The sequence below is a fragment of the Aliikangiella marina genome (genome assembly GCF_007004765.1).
In the GTDB taxonomy this organism is placed as follows: Bacteria; Pseudomonadota; Gammaproteobacteria; order Enterobacterales; family Kangiellaceae; genus Aliikangiella; species Aliikangiella marina.
Map to the genome: position 1 here is coordinate 865,475 of NZ_VIKR01000001.1, position 13,878 is coordinate 879,352.

General features: G+C 41.2%; 14 protein-coding genes. 10 read left to right on the forward strand and 4 right to left on the reverse strand.

The window, feature by feature from the left end; all coding sequences use genetic code 11:
- Positions 1 to 25: 25 nt before the first annotated feature.
- Both FLL45_RS03840 and FLL45_RS03845 read left to right on the forward strand, forming a co-directional pair.
- The gene (locus FLL45_RS03840; protein WP_185964313.1) at positions 26 to 289 is read left to right on the forward strand and encodes a YheU family protein; all 264 of its coding nucleotides are present in this window, start codon (positions 26 to 28) and stop codon (positions 287 to 289) included.
- A 52-nt stretch (positions 290 to 341) separates the two neighbouring features.
- The gene (locus FLL45_RS03845) at positions 342 to 878 is read left to right on the forward strand and encodes a protein tyrosine phosphatase family protein (RefSeq protein WP_185964314.1); all 537 of its coding nucleotides are present in this window, start codon (positions 342 to 344) and stop codon (positions 876 to 878) included.
- A 71-nt stretch (positions 879 to 949) separates the two neighbouring features.
- Here FLL45_RS03845 and FLL45_RS03850 read toward each other — a convergent pair whose 3' ends face one another.
- The 4 genes from FLL45_RS03850 to FLL45_RS03865 all read right to left on the reverse strand — a co-directional run bounded on the left by FLL45_RS03850 (position 950) and on the right by FLL45_RS03865 (position 5,690).
- Positions 950 to 2,140: a hypothetical protein gene (locus FLL45_RS03850; RefSeq protein ID WP_142888453.1), complete on the reverse strand. Its 1,191-nt coding sequence runs from the start codon at positions 2,138 to 2,140 to the stop codon at positions 950 to 952.
- A complete protein-coding gene (locus tag FLL45_RS03855) occupies positions 2,115 to 3,524 on the reverse strand; it encodes an MBOAT family O-acyltransferase (protein ID WP_142888454.1) in 1,410 nt (469 codons plus the stop codon). Before FLL45_RS03855 ends, FLL45_RS03850 begins: the two co-directional genes overlap by 26 nt.
- Before the next feature lie 152 nt (positions 3,525 to 3,676).
- Complete coding sequence (locus FLL45_RS03860; protein WP_142888455.1) at positions 3,677 to 5,272, reverse strand: M56 family metallopeptidase; 1,596 nt, start codon at positions 5,270 to 5,272, stop codon at positions 3,677 to 3,679.
- Positions 5,273 to 5,309: 37 nt separating this feature from the next.
- Positions 5,310 to 5,690: a BlaI/MecI/CopY family transcriptional regulator gene (locus tag FLL45_RS03865; RefSeq protein WP_142888456.1), complete on the reverse strand. Its 381-nt coding sequence runs from the start codon at positions 5,688 to 5,690 to the stop codon at positions 5,310 to 5,312.
- A 413-nt stretch (positions 5,691 to 6,103) separates the two neighbouring features.
- Here FLL45_RS03865 and FLL45_RS03870 point away from each other — a divergent pair, with 413 nt between their 5' ends.
- The 8 genes from FLL45_RS03870 to FLL45_RS03905 all read left to right on the forward strand — a co-directional run bounded on the left by FLL45_RS03870 (position 6,104) and on the right by FLL45_RS03905 (position 13,876).
- A complete protein-coding gene (locus tag FLL45_RS03870; RefSeq protein WP_142888457.1) occupies positions 6,104 to 6,727 on the forward strand; it encodes an SGNH/GDSL hydrolase family protein in 624 nt (207 codons plus the stop codon).
- A gap of 1 nt (position 6,728) precedes the next feature.
- Positions 6,729 to 7,673, forward strand: coding sequence for an alpha/beta fold hydrolase (locus tag FLL45_RS03875; RefSeq protein ID WP_185964315.1), 945 nt, complete (start codon positions 6,729 to 6,731; stop codon positions 7,671 to 7,673).
- A 170-nt stretch (positions 7,674 to 7,843) separates the two neighbouring features.
- Entirely contained in the window at positions 7,844 to 8,287 is a 444-nt protein-coding gene (locus FLL45_RS03880; RefSeq protein WP_142888459.1) for an acyl-CoA thioesterase, read from the forward strand.
- Complete coding sequence (locus FLL45_RS03885; protein ID WP_142888460.1) at positions 8,284 to 9,840, forward strand: transglutaminase family protein; 1,557 nt, start codon at positions 8,284 to 8,286, stop codon at positions 9,838 to 9,840. The genes FLL45_RS03880 and FLL45_RS03885 overlap by 4 nt, the downstream gene beginning before the upstream one ends.
- A 167-nt stretch (positions 9,841 to 10,007) precedes the next feature.
- Complete coding sequence (locus FLL45_RS03890; protein WP_142888461.1) at positions 10,008 to 10,199, forward strand: acetyltransferase; 192 nt, start codon at positions 10,008 to 10,010, stop codon at positions 10,197 to 10,199.
- A 70-nt stretch (positions 10,200 to 10,269) separates the two neighbouring features.
- A complete protein-coding gene (locus FLL45_RS03895; protein WP_142888462.1) occupies positions 10,270 to 10,482 on the forward strand; it encodes an acetyltransferase in 213 nt (70 codons plus the stop codon).
- Positions 10,483 to 10,685: 203 nt separating this feature from the next.
- Positions 10,686 to 11,387 carry an alpha/beta hydrolase gene (locus FLL45_RS03900; RefSeq protein WP_210247103.1) on the forward strand — a complete coding sequence of 234 codons (702 nt, stop codon included), beginning with the start codon at positions 10,686 to 10,688 and terminating at the stop codon, positions 11,385 to 11,387.
- A gap of 155 nt (positions 11,388 to 11,542) precedes the next feature.
- On the forward strand, positions 11,543 to 13,876 hold the full coding sequence (locus tag FLL45_RS03905; RefSeq protein ID WP_185964316.1) for a two-component system response regulator: 2,334 nt from the start codon (positions 11,543 to 11,545) through the stop codon (positions 13,874 to 13,876).
- Positions 13,877 to 13,878: the final 2 nt, after the last annotated feature.

Sequence of the window (13,878 nt, forward strand, 5' to 3'; positions counted from 1 at the left end):
TAGAATGATAGGTAATATTAAGTCAATGTTGATTGATTATTCGACAATTTCTCGGGAAGCCCTGGAGGGACTCGCTAAAGAGTACGTACTCAGTAAACTTTCTGAGACTGATAGTGAAATTGACCTTGCCACCTGGACTAAGCAAGTGTTGTCGATGATTAAAAGTGGCGAGTTGCTAGTGGAGTACTCTGAGGCGAATGAGTCGGTGTACCTGAAGACGCCAGAAGAGCTGTTGGAATCAAAAGCAAATGATTCATACAATGCATCTGGTCATCAAGATTTTACGTAATTAACCCCTATACTGAACTTAATATAAGTAGAATTTAGTGATGAGGAAAGCAATGAATATCAAAGTCTCTTTTAAACTCTTAGTACTATTACTGGCAACAGCCTTCGTGACAGTCGGCTGTATGACGACTCAAGTAGACTTAGGTGGGATAGAGTTGCGCAATGTTAAGCAGCCCGCTGAAAATCTAATTAGTAGCGGCCAACCAAGTCAGGAAAGTCTCAAAGCATTAAAGGAAAATGGCTTAAAAAACGTCATCAATCTAAGAACTGAAGGCGAGTCAGCTGGGTTTGATGAAAAACAAGTCGCTCAGGAGTTGGGGTTAAATTATTACTCGTTACCGATTAGTGGGCGCAGTGGAATTACTTTTGAGAATGCTAAGAAATTCTCGGATTTAATTTCCAAAGCCGAGGGGCCTACGCTTGCGCATTGCGGAAGCGGTAATCGAGTTGGTGCGCTAATGGCGCTCAATAGTTATTTAAAAAACGGCGATCTTGAGAAAGCGATTGCCGATGGTAAGGCATCAGGTTTGACAAGTCTTGAAGATACCGTAAGACGAACAATCGAAAGCAAGAAAACTGAAGAAGATTAGTCAGAGACAAGATAGCTTGTAAATCGTTTAGGGGAGAGCCTTATGTGACTCACCCCTTTTTTGTAGAGGAGTTAGAGCTGATCTTTATACTGTTTGACTAAATAGTTGGTATAAGCGACATCGCCACTGTAGCGAGCTAAGTGGGTAACATCGCTGAACATCTCCGGCGTGATTTCTGGAATTAGTTGGTGATTTCGAATGGTTATTCCTGTCGCCGCTTCTATTTGTTTAATCGTTGCATCTAATCGAGCTTGTGCCTCTGGAGAGTACTTAATCCATTGATGTCCTCGAGGCAACATGACGACCTCAACCTTGTCGGAGAACTGTTGAAAGTTTTTGACGATTTGAATAAAACTTTCAATCAGGAGAGGTTCGAAATTTAAGCCCTCAATATCAGCAGATGCAATCCGATTCTGTCGATAGTTTTCCTTCATGTTCTCATGCTGAAAGGTTGCATAATATTCCTTGAAAACCTCCAAAGTCCGTGCGGAACGCTCCTCAGGAATCGTTCCACCGCCTTGCCATGGATAGTACCAGTCAGAGTCATCGAAATCAGGATACTCTTTTGCAAAAAGCTCGGTGAGCTCGCGTCCTGCCTCTCGGCGCGCATCAATTAACGCTTTAGGCTCCTCAAGACGTTCTCTTCGCGCTCTTGGAAATAACCCCCGGCCATAATAGCTGGTAATCAATTGAGCTGAAATATGTCGACGCAGGTACTTAATATTGTATAAGAGAGCACCTCTTTCTGGTTCCGCTTTTGCAATCTCCCATAACTCCTCGTCGCTTGCTAGGATAGTAAGATATGAATCGATTGAACCAATCGCACCGGCCCAGCGGGTTTTTGTGGTCTGAAAAGGATTAAACTCAATAATAGCGAGCTTAAGTTGACGATCGTTAGCGATAAACTCATCGGCGATTCGACGAGAAAGGTAATCTTGAAAGAATGGATTCAGTCCGCCAAATCCATAGTTAAAGGATTTAATATTTTTCCCTTCCGCATTCACTAAACGATCAAACTGTCTCGGAGAAAAACCGGCTTGGGTCATCGATGAACCAAACATTAAAACGAGATCCTTTTCTTCCTTAACAATTTTCGGCAAGGCTGCTTTGGATTCAAAGACTCTACCTAAAAAATCACTTGCATTTGCGCCATGCAAGTAAACAATAAAATGTATTAGGCCCATTGCCGCGATAAATAAAGCGAGCAAGCCAAGACATATTTTTGAATATATTTTTCTAGAATTGGAAATAGATGAATTCATCACTTGGCTCCCCAATAAATAATGTTAACGTAATCCCAACAACCATCAGTAACCAGAATAACCACGGCCTTTTCTCAAGTTTTTCGGCACCTTTGATGACGTAAAAATCCATGATATGAGTGAGTAGCGTCCAAACCGTTACTAACGCAAATATTAATAAGGCATTATTTCCCATACTGACATCAGATAAGGTATGCATTTCGACTAAGATATGCCACGCATTATCGATACTAGATGCTCGAAAGAATACCCAACCGATTAATATCAAATAAAAGGTTAACGCCCATTTGAATAACTTAATCCCCTTACTGGTGGACTCATTAAATGATTTGAATGTTGCCAAATTACCAAGGTAATGAGTCGCGGTAATGATCGCTCCATGAAAGGCGCCCCAGGCAACAAAAGTCCATGCTGCGCCATGCCATAGTCCGCCAAGTAACATGGTAATAAAAACGTTGCGTGTTCGGTTGCCCGTGCGGTTGCCGCCGAGAGAAATATAGAGGTAGTCTCTCAACCAGCTGGATAGTGATATATGCCACCGGCGCCAAAAGTCGACTGGGGAAATGGCGAAGTAGGGTACTCGAAAATTAAGTGGAATTTTAAACCCGAGCAACAAAGCGATCCCAATTGCCATGTCGGTGTATCCCGAAAAATCACCATATATTTGGCCAGCAAAAGCGACCACTCCCGTCCACATCTCCAAGGTACTAATAGATTCCTGCGCTTCAAAGGCTTTTTGGGCAGGAATCGCCAAGAGGTCGGCACCAGTTTTTTTAATTAAACCAACGGTAATTAAGAGGATCCCATGTTTAGCAGACTCCCAGGTTGGTAGAGCAATAGCATGCATTTGAGGTAATATTTGTTTGGCGCGAAGGATTGGACCTGCCACTAATTGCGGAAAGAAAGATAATGCAGCAACAAAATGGACGAGGCCTTTGCGAGGTTTCATCTCACCACGATAAACGTCGATGGTGTAACTCAAACTTTGAAAAGTGTAAAAAGAGATACCGACGGGTAAAACCCATGATAAGGTTGGTAAAGAGGCTTGATAGCCAAACACGAGTAAAAACTCTGCTACAGACTCCAAAACAAAATCAGCATATTTAAATAGCCCGAGTATGCCGAGATTGAGACAAAGTGAAATAGAAACCCAAAGCTTCTTTTTGGCTTGGGTAGAAGCGGAATAGATGGCTTGTGCGATAAAATAATCCGCGATACCGCTGCCGACTAATAACGGGATAAACTTGTAGTTCCATGCGCCATAAAAAATCAAGCTTCCTACGATTATTAGGTAAACACGCGGTGTGTTGCGCAAAAATACAAAACCATAGCAAAGTATAAAAATGCTGAAAAATAAAAAGAAAAGGGGCGTATTAAAAATCATGATCGACTCCTTTTCTAACTTGATGTAACCCAAGTAATTGATTCATCGGTATTTCCTTTTTTATTAGATTACTTTTTACAAGGCATAGAAAGCCTAGGGCTATTAGTCATAGGACGAACGAGCCTTAAAAAAAGTTGGCAGTATGATAGTTTTTATTCGGTAGCGTTGTGCTCTAGCAAGAAGTCTTTAACCGCCCGAGTTCGAGCCATATTCAATGGTGAGCGTATTTCAAAGCCATCCCATGCCGAAGTTTTGACTTTTAAATTGACATCAGCGCCGTTTTCCACAAGCCACTTGGTCATCGCTAGCGAGCCACGACGTGTTGCATTAATTAATGGTGTTTCATCACCAGGAACCACAGCGTTGATATCTGCTCCGTTGGCTAATAATAATTTCGCAATATCGAGGTTATCGACCATAGCAGCGGTGATCAATGGGTTACCATCTCCGCGAGATGCTTGGTTTACATCAGCGCCAATGGCTATTAACTCTTCCACCAGAGTGATGTTTTGTTTCTTAACTGCAATGATCAATGCTGTTCCATCACCAACCACTGGTGTATTGATATCAATGCCGTCGGCAACTAATGTACGAATCATATTAATGTCGCCATAGTTTACGGCTGTGATTAAATATTCACTTTGAGCTTCAGTTAACTTAGAGAAAAATTTCGACTCTTTCTCGATAGAGGCCAAATTGATCTTGGGCGCATAGTTCTGTGCAGTAGCGATCGTAGCGGTCGTTAATATTAGACAGCTAGCAGCAATGATCAGTTTCTTCGGTTTTTGCAATAAATCAGAGGAGAGAACCTCTTCGACTCGATGCTGGAGATCTTTCTTTTGGCTAAATAAACCCATAGCGAGTATATCCTTCTGTTGAGTGAGCATGAGCTTTGCGCAGTCGACTAGAGACTGAGCGTACTTTTTACTACTTTTCAGTTGTTTTGCAGCACGAATATCACAAGCGATTTCGCGGTTGAGGTGTATTTTGTGATTAAATTTTCTGACAATTGGGCTCCACCAGAAAATAATAGCGATTATTTCTTGAAGTAAACCAAACCAGATATCGAAGCGCTGGATATGGGCTAATTCATGGAGCACGAGAGGCTCTAATTGTTGATTTGAAAAGTCATTTACCAGTGATTGGGGCACGATTATCACGGGGTTAAATAAACCGGCGGTCATCGGGCTATGTGCTTCCTGGCTTGTTAAAACAGGAATATCAGTTAGTTTTTCAATCGAAATATCTTTAGTAATCTTTGTCGCTCGCGAGAATATCTTACGAGTATTAATTAGTGATCGAGATTTCTGCAAGAAACGCCAAGTCGAGCCTATAAGCCAGAGGCCGAGAAAGCTCAAAAGTATGCTGCTCATATTGAATATAAACTCACCAGGCAGATTCCATTCTGGGGCACTATTAGCAGTATTTTGTTGTTCACTATTTGCAATGCTAATGATGTTGCGAATCTCTATCGTTTCATTAGAAACATCGTTTAAAATCCTTTCGCCGGTTGAGTTTAAATCAGCGACACGAACTAACGGTGACGGTTTACTGGTTTGTGGATCGTTGATCACCAAGCTAAGCGGAAACACAGTGGCAATTAACAGTGCGGTTAGCCAAAGCCAACTTTGCATTTCTGAGCTGATCTTGAACAACTTTACTGTGATAAACAGTAAGCTGAATAGTCCAGCGCCAATCAATACATGGTGTACGGCAACGGTTGAGAGCAATGTAAGTTCAGCTAACATCGTTTTTCATTTAATCCTTAATTCGCCGATGCAATCGTTATTCTTTTGCTGCATCTATCTTGTCCTGCAAAGCCTCGAGATCCTGTAAATCAAGATCGGTTTCTTTGATAAGATGTTGGGCGAGTATTTCGGGAGAACCGCCAAAAAATCGATTCAGTAATGCTTTTAAAGCACCTTGGCGTGCTTCTGATTGAGTGATTTTAGGGGAATAGATAAAAGCTCTTCCTTCCTTGCGAAAGTCAGCATAGCCTTTTTCTGCAATGATTTTACACATGGTCTGAACGGTGGTGTATGCGGTAGCTTTTTCTTGAGACAAGATTTCGGTGATATCTTTGACTGAAGCCTCACCTTTATCCCATAGAATTTGCATAATTTGTTGCTCAGTATCGGTCAGTTGTTGTGATTTCTTTCTAGCCATAGTTAAGATTATTAATTACTAATTAATTAGTTTTAAAGCTTACAGGGCGCCAATAGCAAGATCAACTAATTTATTAGTTTTTAAGTGCATAATTTATTGCTAAATATGTCGGGACGAAATTAATCTTTAATAAAATCATTAAATAACAATAAGATAGAGGGTTTTATTAAATACTACTTTAATTCTTTATGAGGCGGTTTCGCTCAATAAAAACCTGACTAATGCATAAGTTTTGGCTCGTGGCTCGTCATTAAGTTGGCGTTGCAGGTGACTCTTCGCTTTTTAAGGTTTACTCAAAAGCTTTGGCACTGTAGTTTGTCATCTAAATTGAAGTTTATCGTTTTAGAGATAGCTTCGCACTTCGTGCTCAGAACTTAGAATTTAGAACTTAAAAGAGGGCAGCGGAAAACACAATGCATACCATCCTTTGTTTTGGTGACAGTATCACATTTGGAGAAGCCGATAGTGTTCGTGGCGGCTGGTGTGATCGATTAAAACGATATTTTTTTAAGCCCGACAGTCAGGCGTATTTAACAACCAGAGTTTATAATCTGGGAGTCGCGGGTGACACCTCTGACGGTCTAGTAAATCGGTTTGAATCGGAGTTTATGGCTAGAGCCCTGCCAAAACAAAATACGACAGTGATTTTTCAATATGGCATAAACGATATTGTTTTTCATAAAAATAAGAACAGAGTTCCGCCAAAATACTTTCAGAGAAACTTAAGTGGTTGTTTCGAATTCTGCCGAGCTCGCAAAGCTTCAATTGTTGTATTGCCTATTTTATCCTTCGCAAAAGCTGACGACGGCGTTGAAAATTGCCATGGACATGTCAGATATATAGCAGATGTCAAACAATATAATGAATGCCTTAAATCACTGACAAGCGATTACTCTGGTCAATACATTGAATTGAATGATACCCTTGAGCGAGAAATAAAAAGACCGCTCGCCGCTGATGGACTGCATCCGAGTGACGAGGCTCATCAGTTGATTTATGATCAAATTAAAGAGGCGTTATTTGAGAAAAGCGAATAAAATGTTGACTTGGTTTTTGATTTCGTTGCTGATTATTTGTTGTGCAGGCTTTGCGGCTTTTTATCAAGGCGACTTACCTCAAAATTATTTGGAAGAGAAGTACGCAACCCAAGACTCAAAATTTATCAATGTCAGTGGTTTACGAACCCATTATCAAGTGACAGATCAACTTCACGACAAGCCCAATAAGTCGGTTTTACTCTTGTTACATGGAACAGGAGCTTCACTGCATACATGGGACGGTTGGGTTGAACACCTTGCTCAACACTTCGTTATCATCAGGCTCGACTTGCCGGCTTTTGGCCTCACCGGTCCGAACCAACAAAGAGATTATTCAATTGAGTACTATGTCGATTTTGTTGATACGTTTATTCAACAACTTAATATTGAAAAGTTTTCAATTGCTGGTAACTCGCTAGGCGGCGCAATTGCATGGAACTATGCTGCAACTCACCAAGAAAGAATCGAGAAGTTGATTTTACTCAACGCCTCAGGTGTTCCTAAAAATGATGCGCCGATGATATTTTCAATCGCAAGAAACCCAATAGGCGGTTATTTGTTAAGGCATATCTCGTCGAAAGCGTTTATCCGTCAGAATTTAGAGCAAGTGTATTCTGATCACAGCAAAATTTCAGATTCACTGGTGGAACGCTACTGGGAGTTGGGGCTTAGGCAAGGAAATCGACAAGCTTTTGTTGATCGAGCGCAGATGTCTTTTAATTACTCAATAGCGGATACCATTGAAAGACTCTCAAAAATAAAAAGCCCAACCCTAATAATCTGGGGAGAAGATGATAGCTGGATACCGGTAAAGGACGCTAAGTTTTTCGAGAGTAATATCATCAATAGCCAGACAATTGTTTACCCATTGACTGGTCATGTTCCGATGGAGGAAATTCCCGAACAAACAGCAACTGATAGTCTAGCGTTTTTACGCGCTGAATAGTTAGGTATGAAATGGTTTATGTGTGGAAGCAAGTATGTCACTGATTTCAATAGCCGCAGGTATTGTTCATCCATGGCTTTTAGTATATTTTTTACTAGGCAAAACGAAGAATGGTTAGAAACGCGCTGTTAAGCGGCTAGTTTCCCTTTAATCCTCTGATGTAGATACGTATGAACGCGACCCAACACTCTGAATATTCACTAACACTCACGCAAGCCATTCAATGGGGTGAAATGGATAGTTTTAACCATGTCAATAATACCGTCTATTTTAAGTATTTTGAGAACGCGCGAATCGCCTATTTCGACAAAACGGGGATTAACCAATTGATGCAATTGAAAAAGGTGGGGCCAATATTAGGCTCAACCGAATGCAAGTTTTTAGCCCCTTTGACTTACCCGGACACTATCGATATTTGCACTCGGATTACCGCCATAAAAAGTAAACGATTTACGATGCAGTATATGGTTTACAGTCAACAGCTCGAAAAAGCGGTCGCGATAGGCAGTGGGGAGATTATTTATTTTGATTATTTGAATAGCCAAACGGCTGAGATACCCCAAGAGATATTGGAGAATATTAATCATATTGAGTCAAAAAGGTTAGCGCTGTGAACCGTTCTATTCGCTTTCTCAGACGCAAAACAAAGGCTGTATTTGGGGGATGCGAGAAGCGTTTGATCATACTTTTGGTGACCCTTTTATCGACGTGTGTGAGCGCGAATGATTTTGCGATTTGGAGTGAGCTTACGCCATTTGAAGTTGCCACCTTAAACAGCCTCGAAAAAGCCAAGCGAGGTGATCCGGATGCACTACTTGCGCTTTATTTAGTCTCTTCTGGAGACGTACGCAACGAAAAACAATATCGGCAAATATTAAAGCAGATTAATCACTGGGTTAAGGAAATTGATCCGCTTATTGCTCGTGAACCCAACGACTGGCAACAAGGATTTCGTTTACATCATTTGATGCATCAATCGTTTTTTCTCGGCGGAAAGACGGATGACCAAGAAGGTGAAGGCTATGATTTTGAACAAAGTCAATTAAGTGAGGTATTCCGCAGTAAAAAGTATAACTGCGTAAGTGCCTCTTTGCTTTTCACTGTATTAGCTCATAAATTTAATTTCTCTACCCAAGGTGTTTTATTGCCGTCTCATGTTTTCATCGTCCTCGAGCTTAGCGGCGATCGTCAGGTTGAAATCGAGACAACTTCTGCGGAGGGGTACGACTGGGTTCACGATGAGGCGTTTTATGAGCAATCAGCGTCGCAAGCGTGGTTTGTTGAGCGGGGACTCACACCTTCGACCTACGCAGATTATCAGGCGAGGGAAATTATTTCTGCCTACCAGCTAGGCGTACAAAATATGAAGAATCAACATGTTCGCCCAGATAGGATGAACTATGCTGATCGTATGCGTTTAGTCGAGCTAGTGTCGGAACTCGATATTGATGATTTCACTAGCCATAAGGTTAGACTCGGATTTTATTCGAGAGAGTACAGTCGCCTAAAAGATCTGAAAGACTACGACGCGCTCGACAAAATGTACCAGCAAGTTAACCCTTTCCTAGAGCGTTTATCCGAACATCCGGAGCGAGATTTAGAAATTGATAATTTGCTTGCCTGGGTTAAGTCGCAAAGGGTTTATGCTGCTATCATGAACGGAAGAGGTGATATGGGGGCGCAATTAGCATTTCAATATATTGATCAGTTTGATCGCAATATTGAAGACTTTGATAAGGTGGTGAATAATTTATATGTTGCTTTATCAAGGTATATTGACGAGTTAATTGCGAACAAACAATTCACGGAAGCGCGTCAGGTTTTTGCAGGCAGAGAAAATGACTGTTTGCTAGAAGCTGCGTGCGTTAATTCATTTCGACATCTTTATTCTAAATGGGCAAGTATTTATTGGGAATCAAATGACTGGCCTCAAGTCATCAAAATGTATGCGGATTTTCTCAACTATGAATTTTCGGGAAAAGCCGCCGAATTGTTTAAAGAAAACATGCAAAGTGCTTATCTAAACTGGAGTATTGAATTTATCAAAAATGAAGATTGGCTTGGTGCAAGCGAAGTCCTCAAGCAATGCGTATCTGAGTCTCCGTCGGCAGCGCGATGCGAAGCACGTTTAGATAAACTTCAATCCCAACATCAATTGGACGGCTGACCGTCACCCTTTAATTTCGCTTATCGAAAACGACGATTTTTAAAGCTTAAATATATAACCAAAATCGAACTTAGATCCCTTGGTAATAATGACTTATCTTTAATTGTTTTTAGCTCAGAATAAAGCCATTTTAAAGCTAGATAAAGAATCTCACAGGTGAAAATCTGATGTTTTTGAAAGAGCGCGGGAGTGGCCATTTGGTCGAGGTCCTTGAGGTTGAACAACTGATTAACCCTCAATCAAAGCTCATTCTCGGTCGGTACTCGATCGGCGAAGCAGACCAAGATGATGATGAGTTTGATAAAAGTGACTTAATCTTTATGTCGGGTGAGGAATTACCGTCTTGTTGGGTTAATTAAAATTTTTGAAATGCTGTGGGCTGAAGTCCCTTGTTGCACCTTTGATTTTGAAATTCTGAGGAGAGAATTTATGTTTCTTAAGCAAAAGTCGACCGGTAATACTGTAGAAGTCCTATATTTGAGTGAGCTATTCAGCTTGTATGACAAAAAACTTCAAGGCCGATACAAAGCCGGGGATGAAGTTATGGTTGCCGAGAGTTTTGATAAATCCGACTTAATGTTCACTTCTGGCGAAGAGCTCCCTCGGTGTTGGGTGGATCCGGATTATCGACGCAGAGAATGATATAATTAAACACCACTTTCTTCAGCTTCGCTTTTAATCAGAGCCTTGGTTTGCAGTGCAGATCAAGGCTTTTTAATTAGCGAGAGAAAAGGTTATCATCGATTATTCTTCTCAGGATTTATCGTTTTTGGTAAAACATGGTTAAAAGCTTACTTACTAACCTCGTTATTATATATTTGATTGCTTGTCTCGGGTTATATTTGATGCAGCGCTCATTTCTATACTACCCACAGCCCAGTTATCCGCCAAATGGAGCCGATAAACTTACTTTTCAAAACCAGCAACAAAAACTCACTGGGTGGTTAGTTAATCCGGGTAAAGACAAGCTTTTGTTTTATTATGGTGGCAATGCTGAACCGGTTGAAATGAATGCGGAGTTCTTTGAAGCAATGCTTCCAGACTGGAGTGTATTATTAATGCCTTATCGCGGCTACGGCGTTAATCCCGGCTCTCCAACAGAGGAGGGACTCTATTCAGATGCACTATTTATTTACGACCAAATTGCTGATAACTATCAGAAAACGGCTTTAATGGGGCGGAGTTTAGGTTCAGGAGTGGCCACTTATGTGGCATCAAAAAGGGATAATAACGGCACAATTTTGATTACACCTTACGATAGTATTGTCAACGTCGCTAAAGAGCACTATCGATTTTTCCCGGTAAGCTGGCTTGTAAAGGATAAATATGACTCAATTTCAAGAGCGCCGCTCATCAACAAACCTGTGCTTATGTTAATTGCGGCAAACGATAACATCATTGCGCCGAGAAGAAGTGAAGCGCTTGCCGAGGCATTTCCGGCAGATAGACTCCTTAAAAAAGTCATAGTGAATACTGATCACAACAATATCGGGGCGAGCGCAGAGTACATTCAGTCCATTAAATCATTTCTCGATAACATTAAGTAGCCGGCTGTTCAAAAAATGAGCGATTAATAATGTTGTTAATATGTGAAACGAATCTTACAAAATATCTCAATCTATAAAGAGAACGTGGTACAATCTTCGCCCAACAAAAAGTCTACTATAATGAATAGCTTACAAAGGAATTGGGTGACACAGCGGTGATAGTTGTACTAATCAACAAAGACAATCAACAGGACCAAGCTTTTCAACATCTCAAAACACTTTCAGACCAGGTTTTGTTTTTTTATAGCGTTGTCGACGTTCAGCGTTGGTTAGAGCTAAACCCGTCTCCCTCCGGTATAGTCGTTGATTTCTCTACTACAACATTCCAAGACTTCCTTATTCGTTTTTCCTTGCGATATCCGCAGGTGTCGGTGCTAACTTTAAAACCAAGTTTGGAACATAATCTAAGTTTAGAGATCGATAAATTCATCGAAAGACTCTCAAGTCCTCAAGAAAAAGAAGGGATCGGTAAAGTCTTGTTGGTTGATGATTCGCGAACTGTTCAGGTGCAATACCGAAAACTTCTTGAGAGAGATGGTTATCGGGTTGATGTTGCGAGTGATGCCGAAGAAGGCCTAGAAATGGCCCTAAGCAACAAATATGATTTGGCTATTATTGATTATTTTATGCCAGGCGATAACGGTGCCCAGCTTTGCCGCAATCTACAAAAACACGAAACAACCTATGATCTCGTTTGCTCAATTCTTACTTCCCAATATAAACAGTCTGTGGTTGATGAATGCTTAACGGCAGGCGCGCGTGAATGCATGTTTAAAAATGAGTCCAGTGATTTGTTTTTAACTCGAGTTCGAGCCTTGTTGCGCAGTGTTGAACGAAAGCGACAAGTAGAGAAGGAACGAGCTCGTTTAATTGGTTTGTTATATTCTGTCGCAGAGGGAGTTTTTGGTGTTACCGCCGATGGCCGAATTCAGTTTGTGAATCCGGCAACCTTGACTTTACTCGGTCAGTCGATGGAAAACCTATTAGGGTATTTCCCACATGATTGTATTCATCCGATTGATAATATTGGTCGTAAAACCTCATTTGATCACTGCTTCCTGCAACAAGCCTACATGTTAGGCGATGAGTTAAGAGATTGGAGAACACTTTTTCAGCGCAGAGATGGCTCGTTATTTCCAGTTGAGTGCAGTGTTACTTTGCTCGGCGATGCAGAAAATAATCAGGGTTCGGTGGTTGTGTTCCGTGACATTTCTGAGCAATTACGTCTGGAGAAGAATTGGCAGTGGCAACTTGAGCATGATCATATGACCGGGTTGTTGAATAGAAATGCCTTTGAAAACTTGTTAAGTCGAGAGATAGCGAGGGTTCGACGTTCCAAAGATAATTGCGTCTTACTTTTTGTCGATTTAGATAATTTTAAACTCATTAATGATGAGTTAGGTCATGCCGCTGGCGATGAATTATTAGTGCTACTCGCTAAGCGGTTGTCAGAGCGAAGTCGTGATACTGACTATGTCGCGCGTTTAGCCGGAGACGAGTTTGTCGTCTTACTTACTCATGTTACCCTCGAAAACTTACCTGAATTAGCAGAACAATATCGCGAATTACTTCAAGAAACGACTTTAGTGTGGGAAGGTAAGCACCATCGAGTAACAGGGTCGATTGGTGCAACGATTATTGACCAATTTGCAGAGTCTATCGGCGAAGTGATCTCTCAAGCTGATCAAGCCTGTAAACAGGCGAAATTGAAAGGACGCAATCAATGGGATCTTTATAGTCATTCCGCTGAAAATCAGACAGAAGAGGGTAATTGGTATCAAAGGCTTACAAGTGCAATGCAAGAAAAGCAATTTACGCTGCTCCAACAACCCGTGTTTTGCGTTTCTGATGTCGAGAAGCAAGTTGGCGTCAATGGTTTATTAAGGCTCAAGGAGAATGGTTCACTAATATCGCCGGCACTATTTATGTCCAATGCAAGACGCTTTGGCGTGATTACTGATATCGACCGGTTGATGTTAGAAAAGCTGGCAGAATATTGTGCTGAACATGCCGATGAAAATTCAGGTTGGTTTGCTGTATCGCCATCATTGGAATCGATTTCTAACGAAACGTTTCGCCATGATATCGAAAATATTTGGAAAGGTTCTGGGCTAAATAATAATCAGTTAAGGTTTGAACTCGGTGAAGAATTATTGTATCAATTCCCCGAATGGAAAAAGCACTTAACCTACTTACAAGATCAGGGGTTCGGATTTATATTGAGTCACTTTGGTATGAATTCACAATCGATCTTGAGCTTGCCCCAATTGCCGATAAGTGCGGTAAAATTAGATACGTCGTTAACCAGAGAGTTAAACACGAGCATTCCTCGAGCGCATATGATTGATGCGATAGTGAAGATCGCTCGCGAGTCCAAAATTGATGTGATAGCGCCGCATATTGAGAGTGCCGTTGATCTTGAGTTACTCTCAGCAAGAAATGTCGACCAAGTGCAAGGATTTCATTTGGGTAAACCGATTCAATTTTAAAT

What these genes read in the sequence shown, in the direction of transcription:
- FLL45_RS03845 (WP_185964314.1), top strand. Translation starts at nt 342, where the DNA reads ATGAATATCAAAGTCTCTTTTAAACTCTTAGTACTATTACTGGCAACA.
- FLL45_RS03880 (WP_142888459.1), top strand. Translation starts at nt 7,844, where the DNA reads ATGAACGCGACCCAACACTCTGAATATTCACTAACACTCACGCAAGCC.
- FLL45_RS03860 (WP_142888455.1), bottom strand. Translation starts at nt 5,272, where the DNA reads ATGTTAGCTGAACTTACATTGCTCTCAACCGTTGCCGTACACCATGTA.
- FLL45_RS03895 (WP_142888462.1), top strand. Translation starts at nt 10,270, where the DNA reads ATGTTTCTTAAGCAAAAGTCGACCGGTAATACTGTAGAAGTCCTATAT.
- FLL45_RS03865 (WP_142888456.1), bottom strand. Translation starts at nt 5,690, where the DNA reads ATGGCTAGAAAGAAATCACAACAACTGACCGATACTGAGCAACAAATT.
- FLL45_RS03875 (WP_185964315.1), top strand. Translation starts at nt 6,729, where the DNA reads ATGTTGACTTGGTTTTTGATTTCGTTGCTGATTATTTGTTGTGCAGGC.
- FLL45_RS03890 (WP_142888461.1), top strand. Translation starts at nt 10,008, where the DNA reads ATGTTTTTGAAAGAGCGCGGGAGTGGCCATTTGGTCGAGGTCCTTGAG.
- FLL45_RS03900 (WP_210247103.1), top strand. Translation starts at nt 10,686, where the DNA reads ATGCAGCGCTCATTTCTATACTACCCACAGCCCAGTTATCCGCCAAAT.
- FLL45_RS03855 (WP_142888454.1), bottom strand. Translation starts at nt 3,524, where the DNA reads ATGATTTTTAATACGCCCCTTTTCTTTTTATTTTTCAGCATTTTTATA.
- FLL45_RS03870 (WP_142888457.1), top strand. Translation starts at nt 6,104, where the DNA reads ATGCATACCATCCTTTGTTTTGGTGACAGTATCACATTTGGAGAAGCC.
- FLL45_RS03850 (WP_142888453.1), bottom strand. Translation starts at nt 2,140, where the DNA reads ATGAATTCATCTATTTCCAATTCTAGAAAAATATATTCAAAAATATGT.
- FLL45_RS03840 (WP_185964313.1), top strand. Translation starts at nt 26, where the DNA reads ATGTTGATTGATTATTCGACAATTTCTCGGGAAGCCCTGGAGGGACTC.